The sequence below is a fragment of the Clostridium thermopalmarium DSM 5974 genome, from assembly GCF_002995795.1.
GTDB classification, from domain to species: Bacteria; Bacillota; Clostridia; order Clostridiales; family Clostridiaceae; genus Clostridium_H; species Clostridium_H thermopalmarium.
In genome coordinates, this window is sequence record NZ_PVXN01000058.1 from 53,937 (window position 1) to 78,332 (window position 24,396).

At 32.5% G+C, this 24,396-nt stretch carries 20 protein-coding genes; all 20 read left to right on the forward strand.

Going from position 1 to position 24,396, the window contains the following annotated elements; translation table 11 throughout:
* The first annotated feature begins 10 nt into the window (after positions 1 to 10).
* Positions 11 to 1,930: a TnsD family Tn7-like transposition protein gene (locus CPAL_RS11705; RefSeq protein WP_106024677.1), complete on the forward strand. Its 1,920-nt coding sequence runs from the start codon at positions 11 to 13 to the stop codon at positions 1,928 to 1,930.
* 30 nt (positions 1,931 to 1,960) lie between these two features.
* A complete protein-coding gene (locus CPAL_RS11710) occupies positions 1,961 to 2,824 on the forward strand; it encodes an RNase H family protein (protein ID WP_165815368.1) in 864 nt (287 codons plus the stop codon).
* A 389-nt stretch (positions 2,825 to 3,213) separates the two neighbouring features.
* Positions 3,214 to 3,450 (forward strand): hypothetical protein, encoded by a 237-nt coding sequence (locus CPAL_RS11715; RefSeq protein ID WP_106024679.1) that lies wholly within the window; start codon positions 3,214 to 3,216, stop codon positions 3,448 to 3,450.
* A 470-nt stretch (positions 3,451 to 3,920) separates the two neighbouring features.
* Complete coding sequence (locus CPAL_RS11720; RefSeq protein WP_207654936.1) at positions 3,921 to 4,160, forward strand: TIGR04540 family protein; 240 nt, start codon at positions 3,921 to 3,923, stop codon at positions 4,158 to 4,160.
* A gap of 29 nt (positions 4,161 to 4,189) precedes the next feature.
* Positions 4,190 to 7,300: a DUF499 domain-containing protein gene (locus CPAL_RS11725; RefSeq protein WP_106024681.1), complete on the forward strand. Its 3,111-nt coding sequence runs from the start codon at positions 4,190 to 4,192 to the stop codon at positions 7,298 to 7,300.
* Positions 7,300 to 7,869, forward strand: a complete 570-nt coding sequence (locus CPAL_RS11730; protein WP_106024682.1) for a DUF3780 domain-containing protein — start codon at positions 7,300 to 7,302, stop codon at positions 7,867 to 7,869. Before CPAL_RS11725 ends, CPAL_RS11730 begins: the two co-directional genes overlap by 1 nt.
* Before the next feature lie 7 nt (positions 7,870 to 7,876).
* Positions 7,877 to 10,831, forward strand: coding sequence for an anti-phage-associated DUF1156 domain-containing protein (locus CPAL_RS11735; RefSeq protein ID WP_242976320.1), 2,955 nt, complete (start codon positions 7,877 to 7,879; stop codon positions 10,829 to 10,831).
* Positions 10,832 to 10,845: 14 nt separating this feature from the next.
* Positions 10,846 to 13,569, forward strand: coding sequence for a phospholipase D-like domain-containing anti-phage protein (locus CPAL_RS11740; protein WP_106024684.1), 2,724 nt, complete (start codon positions 10,846 to 10,848; stop codon positions 13,567 to 13,569).
* A 1,020-nt stretch (positions 13,570 to 14,589) separates the two neighbouring features.
* Positions 14,590 to 15,630, forward strand: coding sequence for a nucleotidyltransferase domain-containing protein (locus CPAL_RS11745; RefSeq protein WP_106024685.1), 1,041 nt, complete (start codon positions 14,590 to 14,592; stop codon positions 15,628 to 15,630).
* Between the two features lie 11 nt (positions 15,631 to 15,641).
* Positions 15,642 to 17,480 carry a ThiF family adenylyltransferase gene (locus CPAL_RS11750; RefSeq protein ID WP_170063602.1) on the forward strand — a complete coding sequence of 613 codons (1,839 nt, stop codon included), beginning with the start codon at positions 15,642 to 15,644 and terminating at the stop codon, positions 17,478 to 17,480.
* Position 17,481: 1 nt separating this feature from the next.
* Entirely contained in the window at positions 17,482 to 17,985 is a 504-nt protein-coding gene (locus tag CPAL_RS11755; protein ID WP_207654937.1) for a Mov34/MPN/PAD-1 family protein, read from the forward strand.
* The gene (locus CPAL_RS11760; RefSeq protein WP_106024687.1) at positions 17,985 to 19,673 is read left to right on the forward strand and encodes an SAVED domain-containing protein; all 1,689 of its coding nucleotides are present in this window, start codon (positions 17,985 to 17,987) and stop codon (positions 19,671 to 19,673) included. Before CPAL_RS11755 ends, CPAL_RS11760 begins: the two co-directional genes overlap by 1 nt.
* Before the next feature lie 562 nt (positions 19,674 to 20,235).
* Complete coding sequence (locus tag CPAL_RS11765) at positions 20,236 to 20,433, forward strand: hypothetical protein (RefSeq protein ID WP_106024688.1); 198 nt, start codon at positions 20,236 to 20,238, stop codon at positions 20,431 to 20,433.
* Between the two features lie 135 nt (positions 20,434 to 20,568).
* Positions 20,569 to 20,766, forward strand: coding sequence for a hypothetical protein (locus tag CPAL_RS11770; protein WP_106024689.1), 198 nt, complete (start codon positions 20,569 to 20,571; stop codon positions 20,764 to 20,766).
* 133 nt (positions 20,767 to 20,899) lie between these two features.
* Positions 20,900 to 21,106, forward strand: coding sequence for a hypothetical protein (locus CPAL_RS11775; RefSeq protein WP_106024690.1), 207 nt, complete (start codon positions 20,900 to 20,902; stop codon positions 21,104 to 21,106).
* Between the two features lie 23 nt (positions 21,107 to 21,129).
* Entirely contained in the window at positions 21,130 to 21,672 is a 543-nt protein-coding gene (locus CPAL_RS11780; protein ID WP_133241826.1) for a hypothetical protein, read from the forward strand.
* Positions 21,673 to 21,686: 14 nt separating this feature from the next.
* Positions 21,687 to 22,283, forward strand: a complete 597-nt coding sequence (locus tag CPAL_RS11785) for a hypothetical protein (RefSeq protein ID WP_106024692.1) — start codon at positions 21,687 to 21,689, stop codon at positions 22,281 to 22,283.
* 152 nt (positions 22,284 to 22,435) lie between these two features.
* Positions 22,436 to 23,074, forward strand: coding sequence for a hypothetical protein (locus tag CPAL_RS11790; RefSeq protein WP_106024693.1), 639 nt, complete (start codon positions 22,436 to 22,438; stop codon positions 23,072 to 23,074).
* A gap of 492 nt (positions 23,075 to 23,566) precedes the next feature.
* A complete protein-coding gene (locus CPAL_RS11795) occupies positions 23,567 to 24,058 on the forward strand; it encodes a flavodoxin (RefSeq protein ID WP_106024694.1) in 492 nt (163 codons plus the stop codon).
* A gap of 136 nt (positions 24,059 to 24,194) precedes the next feature.
* Positions 24,195 to 24,396 (forward strand): NUDIX domain-containing protein (locus CPAL_RS11800; protein ID WP_146126587.1); only part of this gene is annotated, 202 nt, incomplete at its 3' end.

Sequence of the window (24,396 nt, forward strand, 5' to 3'; positions counted from 1 at the left end):
TGAATATGTAATGTTAAGCTCTTTTACTGACCCCTACGATGATGAGATATTATATAGTGCTATTGCAAGATACCATCAACGCTGGTCTTACCAAAATTATAAAGAAATAATAAAAAAAATGTTTGGTTCAGATACGATTATTCCTACAATTGGGTTTCCATGCCATTTAGACTATTTCTCAAAGCAATTTACTGATAAACGGTACACGGACAACAACTATTTTTTATTTAAACATACATTGCTGCCAATATATGTTCCGTTTTTAACCGAGGACAAAAGGAATAAAATTATTAATGATATGAAGTATTCGGATGGTAAAGGTATATATACAACTTTGGGTTTGGCAGCAGGTGGTATCTGTAAAAAGGAAGGACTCTTTTACTGTCCCTTGTGTGTAACTGCTGATTTAAAAACTTATGGGGAGGCATATTTCCATAGGATACATCAGATACAAGGGGTAGAAGTTTGTCCAGAGCATGGGTGCTTATTAAAGAAGTATCCGAATGACCGTGGGCTTGTAAGCAGACTTCAGTTCATTAGATTGGATTACAGGAATATTGACTGCAATGTAGTGTTTGAAAGCAACGAAAAGCTATCAGATCAGCTTTTAAAGGTGGCTAATTCAGCAAAGTATATTCTGAATAGCAACCTGTTAAACTTTAATATTAGCAAGGTTTTTGATAAGTATATCATGCTTCTTAAACAAAGACAGTTATTAACTGTTAAGGGATTCGTGAAGCAAAAGCTACTATATGAGGAGTTTAAACGCTATTATGGTGATGACTTACTTGACAGGCTTCAAAGCAATTTTGAAGAATCAAATGAAAGTAGTTGGTTGAAAAGTATAACCAGAAAGCAGCGAAAAATAATTCACCCTATAAGACACATACTATTTATTCAGTTCTTATGTGACAGTGTAGAAGATTTCTTTAATAAATCTTTTGACAATAATCCATTTAACAAGGGGCCTTGGCCATGTCTAAATCCTGCTGCAGGACATTACATGGAAAGGGTTGTAAACGACTGCATTATCACAGCCGATTACGATACAAGGAAGCCAGTAGGGACTTTTATTTGTTCTTGTGGATTTATTTATTCACGAAAAGGTCCTGATAAGACTAAAGAGGATGAATTTAAAATAGGGCGTGTCAAGAATTACGGAGAGGTATGGGAAAATAAGTTAAAGTCACTAATTGCAGAACAAAAATATAGTTTAACAGGGTTAGCAAAACTAATGCAGTGTGATTCAAAAACAATTGTTAAGTATGCTGAACGAAATGGAGTTTTGCACTTAATTAATACTTCAATGAAATCAGAGACTTATTATAAAGATACAGATAACTTAAAAAGTATTATTGATTACCAAAACACTTACGCAGATGATTTCTTAAGTCTTATGAAAAATCATCCTGAATATACAAAAACACAGATAAGAAATATATTAAAAAAGCAATATGCATGGTTTTACAGGAATAATAGACAATGGTTGAACAATAACTTGCCTAAAAGTATATCCAGGGGAAGTATTGACTGTAGCAAAGCAAGGGTTGACTGGGAGAATAGGGATATGTTAATACGGCAGCAAATAGAAGAAGTATATAATTTACTTAAAACTTATAAAAAACCCGTGAGAATAACCAAAAGTATATTAGGCAGGATGCTTGGACAAAGTGCTTTGTTAGAGAAATATTCTGCCAAACTTCCTAATACAGAAGAATATATAAACCAGATTGTTGAAACTGTAGAAGACTTTCAAATACGAAGAGTAAATTTTATTTGCGAAAGATTATATGCGGAAAAGGGATACTTAAACAAGTGGGAGATAATCAGGTTGGCAGGGTTAAAGGAAGGATATTCTGCAAAAGTAGAAAACAAGATAAATGAGAATATTGAAAAGTATAACAAAAAGACAAGAACAATTTTTGAGTAATAAGGATTAAAAGTTCTGGAGGATACGGGTGTGAAAAGTAGAGTAATAATTTATGTTGATGGCTCATATGCAAATGGAACAGGCGGTTGGAGTTTTATTTACTATTGTGTGAAAAAACTTCGGAAATTCACAGTTGCATATGGGGGATGTCCTGCTGAAAACAATACACAAATGGAGGTTATCGCTTGTATAAAGGCACTTTTAAATATAGAGTTCAAAAGTAACGTGGAACATATAGAAATACGCACTGACCATATTGGTATTGTAAAGTTTTTTGAAGAAAAGTGGTATGAAAAGTTAGATAATGAGCTTTGTGGGGAACTACAGACAAGGTTGTTGAAAAGTGCGTTAGGCCAGTGGTATAGGCTTGCATGTGTTGTAAGAAATATTGACTGTAAGATTTCATTTAAATTAGTTGATAAAAAGCGTAAGTTTTATAAAATGGTAGATAAATATGCAAGGGAAGGGTTATATAACTCTAAAACGCAAGCCAATTGTTTTATGAAAAAATCAATTGAAAATGAGTTTATTGAAGTCAAAGACAAGGATGATAAAGAATATGTTCAAGCACCAGTTGCCTGGCAAAATACTGTAAATAGTAAGAGATGGTACGAGGGACAGGAAGTAATTCAAATACCTGTGAAAGATATAATTTTAACCGAAAATGATCACCTTAATGCAAAAAGAATTGATTTAGATGGTATATTAGCCACATATAATGGATGCAAACAAATTAATATACCTGTGGCAGTACGAGCTATAGAGAATAATAGATTTGCTCTCATCACAGGTTTTACAAGATATTGTATTGCTAAAATACTTGATATTGAAACCATACCAGTGGTCATTACGAATTTAAGTTATAATGAATTTAAATTAAAATATGGTGTTTAATGGGTCTTGATAATAAATGTTTTTGGCAACTACAATTTCAAGCAGTTAGCTTCCGCAAAATTTCCAGTTTATCATTGACAATGAGCCTCTGTGAGTATGATTTGATGTCAGGGGGATGCCCCAGAAATCCTGTGATATCGCTCCTGAAAGACTATCATACTCACTACTCATTGTAAATAATTCGCTACGCTAAACTGGAAATTTTTAAGTTCCGCAATGCTTGAAAGCATAACTTCCGAAAACAATACTAAAAGAAATGCTATCTAAATACCATGAAATGGACAAAACGGAATTACATAAATATGGGACAATATTATTAATGAAGAATTATAATTTAATCAGAGGATATAAATATTAATGTGAGTGTTTAGCCAAAAGAGGTGATTAGTATGTTACAACAAAAAAATGTAACACAATATGATAACAAAAGGAATTTATTAAACGAATGCTTATGTGATTTTAAAATAAATACTGGATATGATTTTTGTGAAATACTACGAGACAAAAATAAGTTCCGTTCATTTGTAGAAGAAGATAATAAAAAGGATTTACGAGAATATACAGAAAAATGTTACGATATTTTAGATAATATTGAGAAAATATATACAGATTTAATTATTAGATAACCAAGTCAAATAATGCCTTGGTTTCTTGCTTATTGATGTCCCCTATAAATAACTTGTTCAAATCAAAATAAACTCGTTCAAATATAAAAAATTGGTTCAAAAAATAGAGAGAAAATCAGGAGCTGAAACCTGGCTTTCTCTCTTGTTTTTTAGGAAAAAGTAATTAGAATTTAGTGAGAAGGGAATTCCTAACTACTTTTTTGCACGACTTTATTTTCATTTTTTGCATTAAAAAAGGATTAAAAAGGAAGAGAAAAAGAGGGAATTTTGAAAGACTTTTTTTGCAGGAATAAATTAGGAGGTAGGAAAATCAAGGGTTGAGAGGGGGAGTTTTGAAAGAGTTTTTTTGTAGGAAACAACTATTAAAATAATAACCATTTCCAATTGATTACAATAACTTATAAGAGTATAATATAGATTGTATATAAAAAATATAAGAATTTTATAAAAGTATGAGAGAAGGTGTTTCATTGGACAACATAAAAACCTTTTTTAAGAATCAAAAGGAAGCAGCAGAAGCTATAAATTATATAATTGATAGTTACTGGGAAGACAGGATTGATGAAAAAAACATGATCGAATTATTAAAGGGCATTATGAGAAACAACGATTCATTAATATTTAAAGATAATGAATTTGTTACACTTTTAAAGCAAAAGTGCGGAAAGAGAAGACTTGAAATTGCTCTAAAGATTAAGGAGCAAATGTGAATAAAAAGTGTAGGGAAGGGGATTAAAAATTGAAAACGCTATTTGAATTATGTAAGCCACGTGAGTCAGTATTTGATGAAACAAAACGAGATGATGTTTTAGATTTAACTGACCTTGTTGAAAATCGTATTAACCCAGTGGAGTTTTTTGAGGAAAACTTTCCAACACAAGGAATGAAATTGTTAGTTGAGACAGCATTTAAGCGCTTTCACAGACAGGGAGCTACAGGAGTTATAAAACTTACACAGTCAATGGGTGGCGGAAAGACTCATAACATGATTTCTTTAGGACTACTTGCAAAGCACCCAGAATACAGAGAAAGAATATTGGGCGATAAATATAAGAACAGTCATGTTGGTAAAATCAAAGTAGTTGCATTTACAGGTAGAGAAAGTGATGCGCCATATGGAATATGGGGAGCTATTGCAGAACAACTTGGTAAAAAAGAAATGTTCAAGGATTACTACACACCACTTCAAGCTCCTGGGCAAACGGCATGGATAAACCTTCTAAAGGGAGAACCTTTATTAATTCTTTTAGATGAGCTTCCACCGTATTTAGAAAATGCAAAGTCAAAAACAATAGGGGATTCAAATTTAGCTGTAATTACAACAACAGCTTTAGCAAATCTTTTCAATGCTCTTGGGAAAGAAGAACTTTCAAATGTATGTCTTGTTATATCAGATTTAAAAGCAACTTATGAGAGTGGAAGTGAGCTTTTACAATCAACATTCAAGGAACTTGAAAATGAAGTAAATAGATCAGCCTTAAATATTGAGCCAGTTCAGAGTACATCTGATGAAGTATATCACATTTTGAGAAAAAGGCTTTTTAAGACATTACCATCAGATGATGAAATAAATGAAATTGCAAGCGCGTACAAACAGGCTGTTACAGAGGCAAAGCAGATGGGTTACACAAACACTTCTCCTGAACAGATTTACGTTGGTATAAAGGATTCATATCCTTTCCATCCATCAATAAAAGATTTGTATGCAAGATTTAAAGAAAACCCAGGATTCCAACAGACAAGAGGACTTATTAGATTAATGAGACTAATTGTAGCACAATTATATTCTGGAAATCCTTCAAGGGCAGAAAGTAAGTATCTTGTTAATGTACATGATTTTGATTTAAATGATCCAGAGATGCTTATAGCTATCACACAGATTAAACCGTCTCTTACTAATGCCATAGCCCATGATATAGCTGCAAATGGTAAAGCTATAGCAGAAGAAGTTGATGCGAGCCTTGGAGAAACTTGTATGAGAGATTTAAGTAAATTAATACTTGTTTCATCCCTTGCAGATATACCAAATGCACTACTTGGATTATCCATTCAGGAAACTATAGGTTACCTGTGTGAACCTAATAAGGATATAACACGTGTAAAGAAGGCCCTTGATGAATTTGTAATGAAATCTTGGTATTTATATACAGATAGAGATGGAAGATTGTTCTTTAAGAATACTAAAAATCTTATAGCAGAATTAAATTCTCTGGTAGATAGCTATGATTCTGATAGCGCAAAGAAAGAACTTCGGACTTTTCTTGAGGAAAAGTTTAAACCTTCTATTAATGACTGCTATCAAAAAGTTCAGGTATTTCCAGCTATAGATGAGATTAATTTAGTAGAGGATAAGGTACTTCTTGTTCTATTTGAACCATATGCAGGAGGATCAGGATTAAATCCAGCACTACAAAAGTTCTATGATGATGCACGCTATAAGAATAGAGTAATGTTTTTATCTGGTCAAAGAAGTACTATGGAAAAACTAATACGTGCAGCAAAGGAGCATAAGGCAATTAGTGTAATTCTTGGAAGAATGGAAGAAGAAAAAGTACCAGCTAATAATCCACAGTATCAAAAGGCTGTAGAAAAGCAGCATAAGATTAAATTGGAATTATTGCAAGCAGCAAGGGAAACTTTTGTTAGCTTATATTACCCAACTAAAGATAGACTTGCAAAAGCTGACTTTTTTATGGAGTTTACAGGAAATGACTATAATGGGGAAAAGCAAATAAGAAATGTCCTTATGCAAAGACAAAAGTTCACTGAACACATTAGTGATGATAATTTTAGAAAGAAATGTGAAGATCGTCTATTTACTCAAAAAGAAATGCGTTGGATTGATGTAAAAGAACGTGCAGCAACTAATCCAGCATGGCAATGGCATATTCCTTCAGCTTTAGATGCTTTAAAGGATAATATGATTAAAAAAGATGTTTGGAGAGAAAATGGAGGATATGTTGAAAAGCCACCATTCCCAAAAGAAAAAACAGAAGTATTGATTCAGGAACTTCGTCGAGATGATGAAACTGGAGAAGTTATATTAAAGTTACTGCCAAAGTATGGTGACAAGGTTTATTATGAAATAGGAGGAATAGCGACAGCGGCATCAAACCTTGTTGAAAATATAAATGAATTTAGAACCACAGAGTTAAAGCTATCATTCATATGTGTTGATAGTACAGGTGAGCATGAAACTGGAGATCCAGTAGAGTGGAAAAATAGGATTACGATAAAGTATAGGGTTTATGATAAGGGAGAAGAAAAGGTAATTGAATTAAAATCAGCACCAGAAGTTCCAATAAAATTTACTACTGATGGCTCAAATCCAAAGGAACATGGTGGGATATACGATTCCGAAGTGATCATCCCAAAGAATGCTACATTTGTGTTAGCTGTAGCCGAAGCTCAAGGAATTTATTCTGATGTATTGCAGGTGAAGATTGATTGGGCTAAAGGTGAAACATTAAATGTAGATAAGCAAAAGTCACTTAAGCTGTATAAGAGACATAAAACCAATGATACTGCAGAAACCTATGATGAACTTGCTAAACTTAAAAAGCATAAGGCACAGATTTCAGATGTTATTATTACACTTTATAAGGTTGATGAAAGTAGTAATGAAAAGGGTTGGATTGAGATTACAATGGATGCATCAATAAAAGCAGATATTGAAAAGTTAGAAGCAAGCATAGACAATATCAGAAGCAACTTCATGAGTGAAGGAAAGGTAAATGTAAGCCTTGAATATGGAATGGCAAGGTTTGAATCAGGTCAAAACTTCCTTGACTATGTTGCTGAAAAGAAAAAAACACTTAAAGATTATAAGGAACAGGAGATTGTTCAGTAATGTCAGATAGAAAAGAAGCAATTGGATTTGGTTTTATACCATCCGAGTCGCAGCATCACTTTTTAGTAGTTATCCCAAGAAGTCAGAATAATAATATTGTTATTTACGAGCGTTTTAAATGGGAAGAAAACGTAGAAAGTCAATCGTTAGATTATGCTAATGATAGACCTAAAGTAGAGCTTTCAAAGCACAAGTGGAAACTTATAGAGGATGCTTTAAAATTAGAATTTAATGAAAGGCTTAAAAAGGAAAAACTTCCTGTTGGCAAATGGCGTATTGGTCAAGTGCCTGTACAAAGGTTATACGGTAAGGAGATGGTTCTTCTTGCATGGGCTATTGAAGACTGTGATCCTTCAGTCATACCCATTGCCATAAAAAATTGGCTTGGATTAAGCCCAGAGGAGCGATGGTGGCTGTTTACCATGACCAATGCCGCCACAGGACACATAAATGATAAGAGAGGTTGGAGGAAGGCTATAAGATATGCTCTTACTGAAAATCCAATTGAAGAGAATAATAAACAGCTAAATATTTTTGATTTAGCTATACAAAGGGAAATTGATAAATAGTTAGGATGTGATAGAATTGTCTAATGATAAATCATTTATTGAGGTACAGTTTCCTGTATCAAAGGTATCAAAAGAGAGTTATAAGGAAAGAAAAGCAGGCAGTAATCAAACCTTAACAGGTCTTGGTAAATGGTGGGGGCGTAAACCACTTATCCTTGTAAGATCTATAATTTTGGGGTTGCTAATGCCTGCGAGTGATAATCCCAAAAAAGATAGAGAAATATTTCTGAAAATTTTATCAATGGATGAAGCTGGGTTATTAAATAGAAAGAATCAGACAATACCTATTGCGGATATATATAAAAATTTAACTCCTACTGAACAAAAGAGGTTCTTCAGTGAAGACAAGGGGAAAATAGTATATAAAAGAGGAATATCAAAGTCAGAAAAACAAGATCTTCAAAAAACTGTTTTTAAAAGGTTATCTTATGATGAAAAACTTAAATATTGTTGTAGGCCTGAAGAATTGGAAAATATAGATTCATTATCATGGCAAGAAATAAACGGTTATTTAGGAACAGAAGCCAATACAATCCAAGAATTAATTGTGCAATTAAGCAAAAAAAGGTTTGGTCATAATGTTAAAGTTGGAGATTGTTTCAGTGGAGGCGGAAGTATACCATTTGAGGCGGCAAGAATCGGCTGTGACGTTTATGGATCTGATCTCAATCCTATAGCTGCATTACTTACATGGTCAGGTTTAAATATAATAAATAAGTCTGAAGAGGAATTTATTAAGCTATTAGAATTTTTAGAAGATGTTTTTGATGAAGCAACCAAGCAGATTGATGCATGGAAGATTGAAACTAATGAATATGGTTGGAAAGCAAAGTATTATTTGTATTGTAACGAGACCACTTGCCCTGAATGTGGATGTAAAGTTCCTCTTTCACCGAGTTGGGTAATTAATGATCCAGATAAAGTTATAGCTATCTTAAAGTATAATGAGATTAAGAATAATTTTGATATTGATATAAAAACAGGAGTATCAAAAGCAGAAATTATAAATGCAAAAAATAATGCTACGATACAAGATAATAATCTATACTGTCCAAAATGTAAAAATAGGACACCAATATCGGCAATTAGAAAAGATAGAAGAACAAATGATGGCAAATTAAAATATGGTTTAAGGGAATGGGACAGTACAGACTTTGTGCCTTTGAAAGAAGATATATTTCAAGAAAGATTATATTGTATTAAATATTTTGAGAAATTTAATGATAAAACTTGGGATGAAGTCATAAAAAAACCTGCTTCTGCAACGGATGCCTGTTATGGTAATGCATATTACTGCGCTCCGACTGAAAGTGATTTAGCGCGAGAAGAAAAGGTTATTAAATTGTTAGAAGAGAGGTTTTTGTCTTGGCGTGAAAAAGGATATATTCCAGATAGTAGAATAGAAGAGGGTAGTGAAACGACAAGACTTATTCGTGAAAGAGGATGGAGCCATTGGCATCAGTTATTTAATCCAAGACAACTATTGATGCATGGATTATTAATGGAAATTGCAAATCAGAAAGCAAATAACCAGGAAGAAAGAGTTATTAGTTTGTTGGGTATAAACAGCTGTGCAAATTGGAATTCAAAGTTATGCTATTGGTTATCATCAAGAAAAGGTGGCGGGGGTGCATCAACATTTGTTAACCAGGCCTTAAATACAATGTTTACTTATACAACAAGGACAATACTTTCATTGTATTTATCTTGGACTCTTGATATAAAAAATTATGAGTTTAATTCCAATAGTACAATTGAACTAATTGATTCGAGATGCATAGAACAAAATTGTGATTTATGGATAACTGATCCTCCATATGCAGATGCGGTAAATTATCATGAACTATCAGAATTCTTCTTGGCATGGGATAAAAGTTTGATTTCAAAGATTTTTAATAAATGGTATTCGGATAGTAGAAGAGTATTAGCAGTAAAAGGGACAGGTGAAACTTTTAACAATAGCATGGTAGAGATATATAAAAATTTAGCAAACCACACGAATGATGATGGTATGCAAGTAGTAATGTTTACTCACCAAGATGTTAGTGTTTGGGCTGACTTAACAATGATTTTATGGTCAGCTGGACTCCAAGTTACAGCTGCTTGGAATATTGCAACGGAAACAGAATCAGGTGGGTTAAAAGAAGGAAATTATGTCAAAGGTACTGTTCTTCTTATATTGCGAAAACAAACTTCAGATGTAACAGCATACTTGGATGAACTTTATCCAGAAATTGAGGAAGAGGTAAAGCGTCAAATTGATAGCATGAGAGAACTTGACGACAAAGAGGATCCTAACTTTAGTGACGCTGACTACTTACTTGCTGCCTATGCTGCATCATTGAAAGTATTAACTTCATACAAGCAGATTGAGGATATTGATATAAAATATGAACTTTCAAAAACGAGAGTACCAGGTGAGGAATCCCCTATTGAAAAGATCATCAAAGAAGCGGTAAAAATAGCGTATGATTATCTTATACCATCAGGATTTGATCAATTTACATGGAAGCTACTTATTCCAGAAGAAAGATTCTATATTAAAGGACTTGATCTTGAAAAAGATGGAGTATATCAAGTAGGAGCTTATCAAGAGTTAGCAAGAGGATTTGGTGTCAGAGAATATAAGGATTTGCTTGCAAGTACAAAAGCGAATCAAGCAAGATTAAAGACAGCTTTAGAATTTGGTATGAGAGGGATGGGAGATAGCGATAGATTTGGATCATCTGTGCTTCGTAATGTATTAGCAGCATTACATCAATCAATAAAAGAAGAAGATACATCCAAGGGAAGAAACTGGCTTAAAAATGAATTACCAAACTACTGGCAACAAAGAAATACCATAATAGATATACTTGATTATATAGCTACTCTTGGGAATATAGAAAATATGAGTCATTGGCAACAAGAGGCTAACTATGCAAAATTACTTCGAGAGTTAATTAAAAACGATGGAGTATAGTTAGGAGGGCTTATATGATAAATCGTTACTCTTCACGGAGAAAAAAGTTAGATGAAGCCTTCTTAAACAAAAAGCTAAAGGGAGCTTTAGCTTATGATAGAATAGCAGGATATTTTAGTTCTTCTATATTTGAAGTAGCAGGTGAGGCTATAGAACAAATGAAGGGGTCTGTTAGGCTCATATGCAACTCTGAAATGGAGATTGATGATGTAAAGACTGCGAGTGCTGCAATAAACTCCATGAGAAGAGAGTGGTGCAATGCAAAGCCTGAAGAAATCTATGCTAATGCTCCAAAAAGATTAAAAAAGTTATATGACCTTATAAAAAGTGGTAAATTGAATATAAAAGTTATTCCTAACGATGTATTTGGTTTAATTCACGGTAAAGCAGGTGTTATTACCCTTAATGATGGCAAGAAAACCGCATTTATGGGTAGTGTAAATGAAACCTATTCGGGCTGGAAATTAAATTATGAAATGCTTTGGGAAGATGATTCACAAGAAGCTATAGATTGGGTGCAAGAAGAATTTGATTATTTTTGGAACAGCCCTTATGCTGTTCCTCTTTCTGACTTTATAATTGAGGATATAAAAAGAATATCTGAAAGAAAAGTTATATATTCAGTTGATGAATGGAAGGAAAAGCCTGAAGCTGCTTCAACAGTTATAGAAGCGCCAGTATATAGAAGAGAGTTTGGCTTATGGGAACATCAGAAGTTCTTTGTAAATCTCGCTTTTAATGACCATAAAAAGCCTTATGGAGCAAGATATATACTTGCAGATATGGTGGGATTAGGAAAAACAGTTCAGCTGGCTTTATCAGCACAATTGATGGCTTTGTATGGAGACAAACCAGTGTTAATAATTGCCCCTAAAACATTACTTTGGCAGTGGCAAGATGAAATAAATTCATTGCTTGATATGCCGTCAGCAGTATGGACAGGTCGTGAGTGGGTTGATGAGAATGGAGTTCGTTACCCAAGTAGTGGAGATGCAGGAATTAAGAAGTGCCCAAGAAGAGTAGGAATTATATCTCAAGGACTTATTACAGCAGGTTCTGAATCTATTCAGCATTTGCTATCCTTGGAGTACGAATGTGTAATAGTTGACGAAGCACACAGGGCAAGAAGAAAGAAGTATATTCCAGGAAAAGAAGATGCTAAACCAGATCCTAATAACTTAATGAAGTTTCTACTTCAAATATCTAACAAAACAAAGAGTATGCTATTAGCAACAGCTACACCAGTGCAATTGTATCCTATTGAAGCATGGGATTTATTAAATATTCTATCTCAAGCCAATGATAGCGTATTGGGAAGTAGTTTAAGTATGTGGAGAAAACATCCTGGAAGAGCTATAGATTTAATTATGGAAAGAGAAGTCCTTGATCGCTTTAATCCAGAAGTAATAGATTGGATCAGAAACCCTTTCCCACCAGCTCATGAGGGAGAAATGACATTTGGGCGTATAAGGACACAATTAGATATGGCAGAAGACCAATTTGTTATTAAGCCAGAAGCTATAAATAGATTAAGTGGACCAGATCAAAGAAGAATTAGAAGAATTATTGATGATAATTTCATGACAGAGCATAATCCGTTTATACGACATATAGTAAGAAGGACAAGAGATTTTCTTGAAAATACAATAAATCCCGAAACTGGAGAAACATATCTTAAAGCAGTTAAAGTAAAGTTAATGGGCGAAAAAGATGATGAAGCAATAGTATTACCACCATATTTACAGGAAGCATATAGATATGCAGAGGAATTTTCTAAACTTCTTCAGAAAAGAGTTAAGGGTGGAGGATTTCTTAAAACATTGCTTCTTAAGAGGGTAGGAAGTACAATGATTGCTGGTAGGAATACAGCAGAAAAGATGCTTAATAACTGGGGAAGTATTACATCAGAAGATGATTTTGAAAATGAAGATTGCCTTGAAGAAACTTCTACCCAAAGTGAAATAAAAAATATTACTGAAGAAGAAAGAGAATGTTTAATACGATTTATAGAGACACTTGATGCCAATAAAGAGAAAGACCCTAAATATCAACTGCTGCTTAAGCTACTTATAGAAGATAATTGGATTGAAAGAGGATGTATAATATTTTCACAGTTTTTTGATTCAGCCTATTGGGTAGCAGAAAATTTATCAAAGGATTTACCAAAAGAAAAAATTGGAATATATGCTGGCGGAGATAAATCAGGATTAATCATTGATGGTATTTTTGAAAAGAGAACTAAAGAAGAAATAAAGCAGATGGTTAAAAAACATGAGCTGAAAGTTCTTATAGGAACTGATGCTGCAAGTGAAGGACTAAATTTACAGACATTGGGAACATTGATTAACTTGGACTTACCGTGGAATCCAACCAGGCTTGAGCAAAGAAAAGGAAGAATTCAGAGAATAGGTCAAGTTCACGATGAAGTGTATATATACAATATGAGATACAAAGGATCCGTGGAGGATAAAGTTCATTCAATTCTTTCTGAAAGATTAGGAAACATACATGAACTGTTTGGTCAGATTCCTGATATTTTGGAGGATGTTTGGGTAAAGGTAGCCGTGAATGAAGTTGAAGAAGCAAGAAAAAAGATTGACGAAATACCAAAGCAACATCCATTTGAATTGAGATACCACGTACACGTAGGAAAAGTAGACTGGGAAAGCTGTGAGAAAGTGCTTGATAGTAAGGAGAAAAGAAAGTATCTAATGACTGGGTGGAATACAAGAGTATAAATATTGGTCACTGGCTCTGTTGAATGAATATAATTCGTTTGACAGAGCTTTTTTATGAGGTTATGTCCAAGTGGGATAGATAAGCATTTTTTTAAAACTGTTAAGTGAAGAACTACTAAATATCAGCTTAAGCACAATTTAGATAGCTTAAGCAGTAGCATAAGCTATAGCTGAAGCATTTTTTCATAGTCCATATGGAAACAGAAAGTCTCTACTCTTTTATATATTTAATAAAGAAAATAGTGAGTTTGCTACTCGTAATGGGAAATGCTAAAGCTAAAAGACTTAAGCTACTGATAGCTTTAGTTTATTTCATTTATGAAAGGATTTACAAAGGGATTTATTTGCTATTGTCTCCTACAAAAAAACTCATTCAAATAAAAACAAACTCTTTCAAATATAAAAAAAGTTGTTCAAAAATCGAGAGAAAATCAGGAGCTGAAACCTGGCTTTCTCTCTTGTTTTTTAGGAAAAAGTAATTAGAATTTAGTGAGAAGGGAATAGGGAATAGGATAAAAGAATAGAGGTTAAAAGGTAGATTTATCAATGGTTTTCAAAGATAAAGAGAAATAGGAAATTTAATAAAAGCTCCACTTACTAACCTTAAAACCTAACCTTTTACTAATTCCTATCCCTTAATTTTTAACCACTTTTTTGTACGACTTTATTTTCATTTTTCACCTTAAAAAAGTAATAAAAAGGAAGAGAAAAAGAGGGAATTTTGAAAGACTTTTTTTGCAGGAATAAATTAGGAAGTAGGAAAATCAAGGGTTGAGAGGGGGGAGTTTTGAAGGAGTTTTTTTGTAGGAAACAACCGTAGCAGTATCAATAGTTTTATGTAAATAGAGGAATTTGGGTAGGTTTGTAGAATTAATCTTATATGTAATATAATGTTAAGATTATAGATTTGAAAAAATTTACGATTATGTTTAACGTAACTATTGGAAACTAATATTAAATTATGTTTTATTTTGTAAAAATGATGTATAATTATGGTATGAATTGTATGGGGGTGAAAAAATGGCTAATGTACAGAGGTATTTTGAGGAGTTTCATGACAACATAAAGCTTTCAGATACCGATGAAAATCAAGAATTGCGGGAAAAAAGGGATATTATACTAAATAGGCTTGAAAACAAAAAGGGGGATGATGTTCCAAAATACACGACTTTTAATCAGGGCAGTTATGCAATGGGGACAGGTGCTAAACCAATAAAAGGTGAGTACGATATTGACGTAGGTATAAGGTTTAATATTTCTAAAGACGATTATCCTGATCCTATTGCAGTAAAAAAATGGGTATATGATGCAGTGAAAGACCATACGAGTAATGTTGTGATGAAAAGACCATGTGTAACAGTGACATATTTAAAAGATGGAGAACCTGAATTTCATGTGGATTTAGCGATATATGCTGCAAATAATAGTGACGGGAAGCTGTATTTGGCAAAAGGAAAGCTAAATTCTAATGATGACAATAAAAGCTGGGAGCTATCAAATCCTTTGGAATTAATAAATAAAATTAAGGATAATTATCAAGATGCTGATGATAGAAAACAGTTCAGAAGAGTAATTAGATATTTAAAACGATGGAAGGATGAGAATTTTTCTGTAGACGGAAATGCAGCACCAAATGGAATTGGTTTGACTGTTGCAGCTTATCAACTATTGAGTATCAGTAAACAGTATGATTTCGCAAGTGGTAAATATAAATATGATGATTTAAGTGCTATTAAAAACTTGGTGCAAAGTATTATAAATAAATTTCAATTAGAATATCGTCCAGACGAGGATAAATGGGTTGAAAGGTTACATATTAATTTACCAACAGAACCGTTTAATGATTTGTTTGAGAAAATGACTGACAACCAGATGTCGGAGTTTAAGGCAAAGTTGGAAGATTTAAAAACAGCATTATGTAAAGCTCAAAATGAGGTTGATACACATAAGGCGTGTATTATTCTAAAAGGAGTTTTTGGAGATGATTTTCCAGTGCCGCCTAAAGATGAAACAGGGCAGAAAAAATCTCAAGCATTTATCAGTACAAGTGAATCAGCTTAAAGGAAATGAAAATGTTAAAACTTATCGAGGAATATATAAGAAATTCTCTGCCCTATTATAAAAATGTTAAAGTATTGAACGAAAACGAATATCCTAAATATAAGGATCATGTTTTTTCGCTTGTAATGGAAGGGAAAGTCACATTAGAAGGGCAATCTGTTACTATTCAGATTGCCCTTGATAAACACTTTCCATTATATAAACCTTTATTCTTCTTAAAGCCTTATGATGCATTAGGTTTCATTGCCCATGTAGACAGTAGTGGGTTTATTTGTTATATCCATGATGAGGGTTTATTGATTGATACAAATAATGTTACTGGAATTATTGAAGAAGCATTTGATAAGGTTCTAAAAACTTTGAAAGATGGCATTAATGGGATTAATCGTAAGGATATTCAGAATGAATTTGAGTCTTACTGGAGTCATCTTGACAATACCTTTCTTATAGAATCAAACATTGAGCTAACGAATAATGTAAAAAAAATAAAGGTGGCTAAATTTGAAAATTATCCATACTATTTTGCTGGTGATAGTATCTCGGATATTATGAATTATTGCTATAAGTATATTGGAAAAACTCGTATGGGAAAACCGATATTTATAGATGCATTATATATACCACTTCGGGAAGGCACAGATATTATTCCTCCAAGCTATGGGACATTCTGGACTATGAAAAAATTCAGACACATTATATATAAAAATGTAACAAGTTCAAATAAGAAAATTATAGAGCATATAGTTAAACATAAGGTAAGAAGTAGTGATGTATTAATTGTTTTAGTTAGCATCCCTCTCTTAAATGGGAATAAGGCATTCATTGGTGTTAAGTATTCAAATTTTTCAGCAATAAAGCAAGGGGCGAATAAGAGGACAGAATATTTTTCGCATCCTTTATATAAGACTGACGCTAAATGTAAATTTGTTCCAGTAAGAATTGTAAGACATGATAAAGGATATATCATGCCAAGAGGTGGAGGAATAAACCTATTAACCTCTAAAAAGGTGGCACTGATAGGATGTGGGTCTGTTGGCGGGTATATAGCAGTTGAATTAGCAAAAGCTGGAGTGCAAAATATTACACTCATAGACCAGGATACATTAATGCAGGAGAATGTTTACAGACACACTTTGGGAGTAAACAGTCTAATACCCGAAAGGTATAAAAATAACGAAGGAACGGTAAAATTTCATTCCAAAATTCTGGGTTTAAAGAGAGAAATAGAAGAAAAACTACCTTATACCAACATAGAAGTTCTTCCAGAGTATATTGATAGAATTGAAAATATAATATCAAATAACATAGTTGATTTTTGGAAGTATGATTTAGTGATTGTTGCTATAGGGAATCCTACAATCGAATTATATATTAATGAGTATTTTCACAAAAAGAATGGTATGCCTCCAGTTATTTTTACATGGTTAGAGGCATATGGAATAGGTGGCCATGCAATTTTAACAAACAATAACAATAAGAATGGCTGCTTAAAATGTTTGTATACTGATCCATTTGATAAACAGGCTCCTTTATATAACAGGGCTTCTTTTGCTGCGGCAGGACAATTTTTTGCAAAGCAGATTTCTGGATGTGGTAGTGTTTATATGCCTTATGGTTCAATAGATTCTATGCAGACGGCCATTGTGGCAACAAGGCTTGCTATTGATGTATTGATTGGCAAGGAAAAGGATAATCCTATATTGTCGTGGAAAGGTAATGCAGATTTGTTCTTGGATAATGGATTTAAGTTGTCAGAGTATTATTTTCTGACAAATGAAAATTTATTTAATAGCAGATATTTATACAAAAATGATTTCTGTGATATTTGTGGAAATTTAAAAGGTGTGTGAAATGTATAATAAGTCAATTATATTTCGTAAGAGTGATGGTGGGAAAATAAAAATTGATGTATATGCACTACAAAAGATTATGAAATATCTACAGGATGATCAAGAGAAATGCGAGGCTGGTGGTGTGTTGTTAGGTAGGTACATTATTGATTCCAGTGATATAGTAGTAGATGATATTACTACACCGATGAAAAATGATACAAGGCAAAGGTGTTTTTTTCTTAAGCAAAAGAAATACCACCAAAAGGTAGTAACTGAAAAATGGATAAAAAGTAAAGGAACTTGTAATTATCTCGGCGAATGGCATACACATCCTGAACCTATTCCTACCCCTTCGTACATTGATATTAGTGAGTGGAAAAGGCTATTAAAAGAGAACAAGTTTGATAGTCAATATCTTTATTTTATTATTGCTGGGACAGAAAAGTTGAGAATATGGGAAGGGAACAAAAGTTCATTAAGTATAATATTGCTGGAACAGATTGTTAATAAGGGGGAAGAATAATGAAGTATAGATGGATACACTTATCGGACATTCACTTTGCATATAAGAATTATCAAAGCAATAGATTGAGAGGAAAATTGTTTGACAAGATTGCAGAGATAGTGAAGCAGGATAAAGTGAATTTTCTATTTATAACAGGTGATATAACAGATAAGGACGCCGAATATGATGAAGACCTTTATAAATTTATTACTGAATTATTAAGGGTTACAGAATTGGATGAGAAACATCTTTTTTTTGTTCCTGGAAATCATGATGTGAGCCGTAAGTCAAAAGAAAGAATAGAAAAAATAGTACAAATAAGAGAAGCTGGTGATAAAGGATTAGATGTAGTGAATGATTTGAGTGATGACAGTATTGAGATGTTACTTTCCGCTCAACAAAAGTTTTTTACTTTATATGAGCATATTAAAAAAGAAAAATATCCAGTTAAAGACATTCATTTTGTTAGAGAGGTAGATGGTGCTAAAATCATTCACTTTAATACTGCATGGCTATGTGGTATGGACGGGGAAGAGGGACGCCTTTTCTTGGGTTCAAATAAACTTTATAGTTGCTTAAAGGATGCAGGACTAAAGGCAGACGATCTCAATATTGCGATAGGACATCATAGTTTTGAGTGCTTTCATAGAATGGAGCAAGATCAACTCAAAGGCTTTATGAAAGATTATAATATCGATTTTTATTTGAGTGGCCATTTACATGAAGCAATGATTAACTACAACAGTCATATAGATACACACTTCTGCGTATGTCGGCAAATGAGATCTGATAACTTCGATGCAGGTGGTCTTGCTATAGGGAATATTGATACTGAAACAGGTAATAATAATATCCAATTCCATGCTTGGAATCAGCGAGGTTACTGGACGTGGGATACCGAAGTTGGCCATGAAGCGCCGTATGGAATATATAGCTTCAATACAGCCAAATTTCCAGCTACAAAATATAGGGAAAATCCTGTTGTAGTCATACATAAAACAATGAATACTCCAATTAATCAGCAGAAACTCCTAAATGATATGGGCTTTGGCAAAGTACCAGTTTATCACTATCCCTATTCAAATATTGAAATAAGTACCCAGGAAGAATGGATGGAACATAAATCTAATACAGATAGTTTTATTAATGGTGTAATTTCAAGATTAAAGGACAATGTAGTACATATTTTCCCTTTATCACAAATTCCTCTTCTTATAGAAATGGGGTATATGCTACAAAACGATAATGATAATATTAAGATTTACCAGTTTGACGAAAATGGGAAATGGGTACTTGATTCCGAAAATGCGGAAAAAATACCTGTGACAATTAGTTATATCGAAAATAATCCAAAAACTAAAAAGCTGATTGTGGTGTTGGAGATAAGCAGCACGATAAAAAACGAAGATATTGACGTTTACGTAAGTACTTCAGAACACTCAATATTGCGATTTACTATTGATAACCCATTGCGTTATAAAGTTATATACGAATCGCAAGTAAAGGATATTAAGAGCAAGTTTAGAAGTGAAACCGAGAAACATATATATGATTATGATGAAATCCACCTATTTGCCGCAATGCCTGCTGGTTTGTCAGTAGAAGTAGGTAGGTGCATATTGAGGAGTATGTGGCCAAAGGTGTATTTATACAATCACAGAAGACAAAATGATCCCAGATACCAATTTGCCTTTAGTATAAATTAATTTTTTAAAATACTTGAAAATATAATAAATATTTTAATATACTTTATTTGCATATTTCAAAGTGATGAAATTAAGTATATATGAAATTATAATTATACGACTAATTTGTATAATTATATTATACTAATAATTTGCTATAAATCATAATTTTTTTTGTGGAAACAATATGTAAAACGTTTTATTCCATATATTGTAGGTTTAGTAAACAACTTTATTTTAAAATGCATAATCTTTTGCAACGGTGGAATGCAGGTTTGAGATGTGTTTCAGTAAACAACTTTATTTTTAGAAAACAGTTGTTTACTAACAATATAAAGTTAGTAGACAGCTTTATTTTTAAGCATTTTGTTTCGTAAACAGATTATAAAATGTGTTTAGAATTTTTAAATTAAAAATCAAAAAAGACTTGATTTCACAAAGAATCATTCAATATCATTTAACCATAGATGGAGAATAAAATTCTTTAAAAGAAATACTTGAAAAATTGTGAGTTCTTTATTTAATATAAAAAAATACAATAAAACGAGTAATTATAAATAACATGTCAAAGGAGATGGTGTACATGAAGAAAGTATTCAAAGGAAAAAGAGGTTCAGAAGTTATCCAAAACTTAATTGTCATTGCTATAATGGGGGCTTTAGCTATTACATCAATAGGAGCTATATCCTCAAAGATAAAGTCTAAAAATGAGGCTGTTGTAAACTCAATAGATACTAACCTTACACAGGCAGCTAATGATGTCGGAGCAGGTCTTAAATAAGAAATTTATTTTTAGATTTTAAAGTAAAATCAGAATAACATATAATAGGGGGAGTTGTAATATAGTATATGATAAAATATAACACTCTCCTATTATATACATTATAAAGAATACGTTGCAAAGGAGTTGATAAGCGTGAAAAGAGCGTTTAGAAATAAAAGAGGTTCAGAGGTTATCCAAAACTTAATTGTTATTGCTATAATGGGAGCTTTAGCTATTACATCAATAGGAGCTATATCCTCAAAGATAAAGTCTAAAAATGAGGCTGTTGTAAACTCAATAGATACTAACCTTACACAGGCAGCTAATGATGCCGGAGCAAAACTTAAATAATAGAAACCAGATGCAACGCGCATAGTGAGGAGGGCAGGAAATATCCGTTGCCCTCCTCTTTTCATTTAGATTGAATATATGATAATACATTTCTTAAAATACTATGGATAAAAACAAAAAAGGAGATGATAACATGAACAAGACAAATAAAATAAACAATAAAAAAGGTTCTGGTGTAATACAGACTTTGATAGTAATTGCTATTATGGGTGGATTGGCAGTAACGATGCTTGCGTCTATCAATAAAACAATAATTAATAAAACAAATGCTACTAACGAGGCCTTATTAGGTTCACAGAAGATAGATGTTGATAAGCTAATAAACGGAACATCCGATTAATTAGGAGAACAGAGGTGAGCGATATGAAAATAAGATTTATTAAAGATAAGCTGAAGGAGAAAAAAGGTGGAAGTACGTTATTTGAAATAGTTGTAAGTTTAGGATTGCTCACATTTATATTGTTTTATCCTCTTGCCACGTTCTCGCTGACACATAAGGAAAATTTGCTTGAGGATGTATTAACAACTACTATGCAAATGGTATCAGTTGAAGGTGGGCTTACAGATAGGGTTCAAAATATAACTTTTGAAAATTTAGAAGCTAAAGGATTAATTCCTCCAGGAAAAAGCACTGACCCTGCGGTTCGTAGAGCTATAACTATTAGTTCAAATGCTGATGCAAGAAACGGAAATACTTCTGCATTAAAATATAGAGATGATGCAGACCCTAAAATCTCAATAGAAATAAGATACCCTGCAGATTCAGAGGTTAAGTTCATTAATGGCTTATCCAAGATGATAGGAGCAAACAAGGCAAATCTTCCATTTAGAGTTGCGAATGGTACGCAAGTACAATGGTTTTACTCCCTTAAAGGGTATATATTAAGCGAAAAAATCAATTATTAAAAGGAGGTGTAGCCATGATACTGAACAAGTTAAGGAGTAAAAAAGGGGCAACATTTATTATTGTTGCAATCATGATGGTTATACTATTCCCTGTAATAATGTCAGGAATAATTGATTTGAACAATATCCATAAAACTTCAAAAAGGTTAAAGATAAGTTTGAATGCTGCTGTAAAATCAGCAAGTTCAAGGATAGATTGGCAACAAGTCCCTAATGGCACACTTCAAATAGATGTACCAAAAGCAAATGGTGTATTTAGAGATATTTTTAGTGAAAATTTTAGGGTTACTCCAAAGCAGGTTAATAACTATTATGAGGCAGTTGATACCAATAGTGGAAATAAAGTGAGTTTTTATTCTACAATTTATAATAATAGACATAAAGGCTCTTTTATAAATTTCCCTGGTGCTGGTACTATTCCATCACAAGTTACAAACAGAAATATTACTGTTCCGGTAGATAGACCTACGGTTGTTGGTGTAGCAACTGTTAAATATAAATTAACTCCGTTACTTGGGGGAGGAACAATTAATATAACACAGTTTGCCTCTTCTGAACTTAATGATATTCCTCAAAATAAACAAAAGAGTGCAACTTATCCAAACCCATAGATGATGAACGCATATAAGAAATAACTTATGTGCGTTTTTCATTTTTTTATTACAATCACTTCAGTTAAACTTGACTGATACAGAAAAAAACTGCTAAAATAAATATGATATAATAATAACAATCATTTAAATATACAGGAGGGGATTATAAGATGAAAAAGGTATTTGTAAATATGGTTTTTGCATTTTGCTTTGCATTGATGTTTGGAACAAAAGCATATGCTCAAACACCGCAGCAAATCCCATTAACAGTTTTAAGTAATAAAACATGGACAATAAATCTTAATAAGGAAGTCAGTGCAACAAAAGAAAATCTTGAGAAATACATATATGTATATCAAGAAGATAATAAAAAAAGAGTGCCTTTAAAGATTTCGGTAGACCCAGTAGATAAAAAGAAAATATATGTTAGCCCTAAAACAGAATATGAGAGTAATAGATATTTTACATTAGTAGTAAGTAAAGGTCTTCTGGGAGTAAAGGGAAATGCATTAAAAAAAGACTACACTAAAAGGTTTAGGGCTATTAACATATTCAGTGTAGGTAAAGTTATTGGAAATAGTGGAGTATACAAGGGAGAAACTGTGCTGCTAAATTCTGGCCAATTTAATGTAACAGTGGTATTTTATGATGGAGATATTATAAAGTCAGAAAAAGTCCCTACAGTTTGGGATTTAGAAGAAGTATCTTTATCCAAACCGGGAGTTTATTCAGCCAAAGGGAAATTAATGAATTACGATCCGAGAGAACCTTTATTTACAGGTGAGTTTACTTGGACTGTTAGAAAATAAGATACTTTAAAACACCATGAGTTAAATTCTTGGTGTTTTTACATATAAAAAATAATTTAAAGGGAGTGGTGGTATGTTAATATATTATGTTTCTGGATTTACCTAAAAAATTAATAAGGGGGTGGTTTTTTTGAGTAGACACAAATCAAAGAAACAAATTATAGCCTTACTTTTAACAGTATCAATGTTTAATAATTTTATTTAATTGTTGTCCACTAAAAATAAACTCGTTCAAATGTAAAAAAACGTTCAAATAGAAAAAAGTTGTTCAAAAAAAGAGATAAAGTCATGTATAAAAAAGCCTGACTTTATCTCTTTTTATTTGAGATAAAATAGAGAAAATATTATCGTTTCAATTTTATGGTCAATATTTAACTTGGCATTAGTATATAGAGTAATTGCCTCAATAAGCAATTTTAAAAAGAAATAAGACAAAAGTAACTTAGATTTTAGTAATTTCAATGTATAATAGTAAAGTAGGAGGTATTATATATGAGCAATATACTGATTGTTTATTATTCATTGTTCAAGTTCACAGAGAGTTTGGCATTGGAAATAGCAGCGCAAACTGGCGGCGACTTAAGAGAATTAGTTCCTGAAAAGAATTATTCCTTTGACTATAATACTGCTGTTAAAGAAGTAAGAAATCAGATTTCTCGAGGATTTTGCCCTAAATTGATATCTGGAAATGAGCCAATAGATTGTTATAAAACAATATTTATAGGTTCACCCAATTGGTTTAAAACAATAGCACCGCCAGTCTTGAGTTTTCTTAGGCAGCATGATTTTACAGATAAAATAGTAATTCCTTTTTGTACTCATGGAGGCGGAGGATTTGGTAATATTAAAAAGGATATAGCAAAAGAGTGTCCAAATTCCATAATACTACCAGGTTTTTCTGCACAAGGAACTGTTTCATCAACTGAGGTTATGAATTGGCTTAAAAACAATCAAAAACAGTTAAAAATTAATAAAGAATTATAATCCACTACATGATAATAAACTTCCCAACTTATCCCTATTTAGAAATGACTTTATTTTAAAATTTACTGCAAGAAATAAGAAATAAACATAGGCAAATGGGTGGAAATAATGTAGAAAAGGAGACGTATAAAAAGTTATGAGTAATTATCCTGAACCAACCGTCAGTGCAATTATATTTAATCCTGAAGGGAAAATGTTGATTTGCAAATCTCATAAATGGGGAAATAAATACGTAATTCCAGGAGGACATATAGAATTAGGAGAAAAAATGGAAGAAGCGTTGAAAAGAGAGATATTAGAGGAGACGGGTTTATATATCTATGACATTAAGTTAATTA

Bases quoted from the DNA above. Each gene is read 5' to 3' on its own strand.
- CPAL_RS11705 (WP_106024677.1), top strand. From the start codon at position 11: ATGTTAAGCTCTTTTACTGACCCCTACGATGATGAGATATTATATAGT.
- CPAL_RS11715 (WP_106024679.1), top strand. From the start codon at position 3,214: ATGTTACAACAAAAAAATGTAACACAATATGATAACAAAAGGAATTTA.
- CPAL_RS11730 (WP_106024682.1), top strand. From the start codon at position 7,300: ATGTCAGATAGAAAAGAAGCAATTGGATTTGGTTTTATACCATCCGAG.
- CPAL_RS11740 (WP_106024684.1), top strand. From the start codon at position 10,846: ATGATAAATCGTTACTCTTCACGGAGAAAAAAGTTAGATGAAGCCTTC.
- CPAL_RS11745 (WP_106024685.1), top strand. From the start codon at position 14,590: ATGGCTAATGTACAGAGGTATTTTGAGGAGTTTCATGACAACATAAAG.
- CPAL_RS11750 (WP_170063602.1), top strand. From the start codon at position 15,642: ATGTTAAAACTTATCGAGGAATATATAAGAAATTCTCTGCCCTATTAT.
- CPAL_RS11755 (WP_207654937.1), top strand. From the start codon at position 17,482: ATGTATAATAAGTCAATTATATTTCGTAAGAGTGATGGTGGGAAAATA.
- CPAL_RS11760 (WP_106024687.1), top strand. From the start codon at position 17,985: ATGAAGTATAGATGGATACACTTATCGGACATTCACTTTGCATATAAG.
- CPAL_RS11765 (WP_106024688.1), top strand. From the start codon at position 20,236: ATGAAGAAAGTATTCAAAGGAAAAAGAGGTTCAGAAGTTATCCAAAAC.
- CPAL_RS11775 (WP_106024690.1), top strand. From the start codon at position 20,900: ATGAACAAGACAAATAAAATAAACAATAAAAAAGGTTCTGGTGTAATA.
- CPAL_RS11780 (WP_133241826.1), top strand. From the start codon at position 21,130: ATGAAAATAAGATTTATTAAAGATAAGCTGAAGGAGAAAAAAGGTGGA.
- CPAL_RS11785 (WP_106024692.1), top strand. From the start codon at position 21,687: ATGATACTGAACAAGTTAAGGAGTAAAAAAGGGGCAACATTTATTATT.
- CPAL_RS11790 (WP_106024693.1), top strand. From the start codon at position 22,436: ATGAAAAAGGTATTTGTAAATATGGTTTTTGCATTTTGCTTTGCATTG.
- CPAL_RS11795 (WP_106024694.1), top strand. From the start codon at position 23,567: ATGAGCAATATACTGATTGTTTATTATTCATTGTTCAAGTTCACAGAG.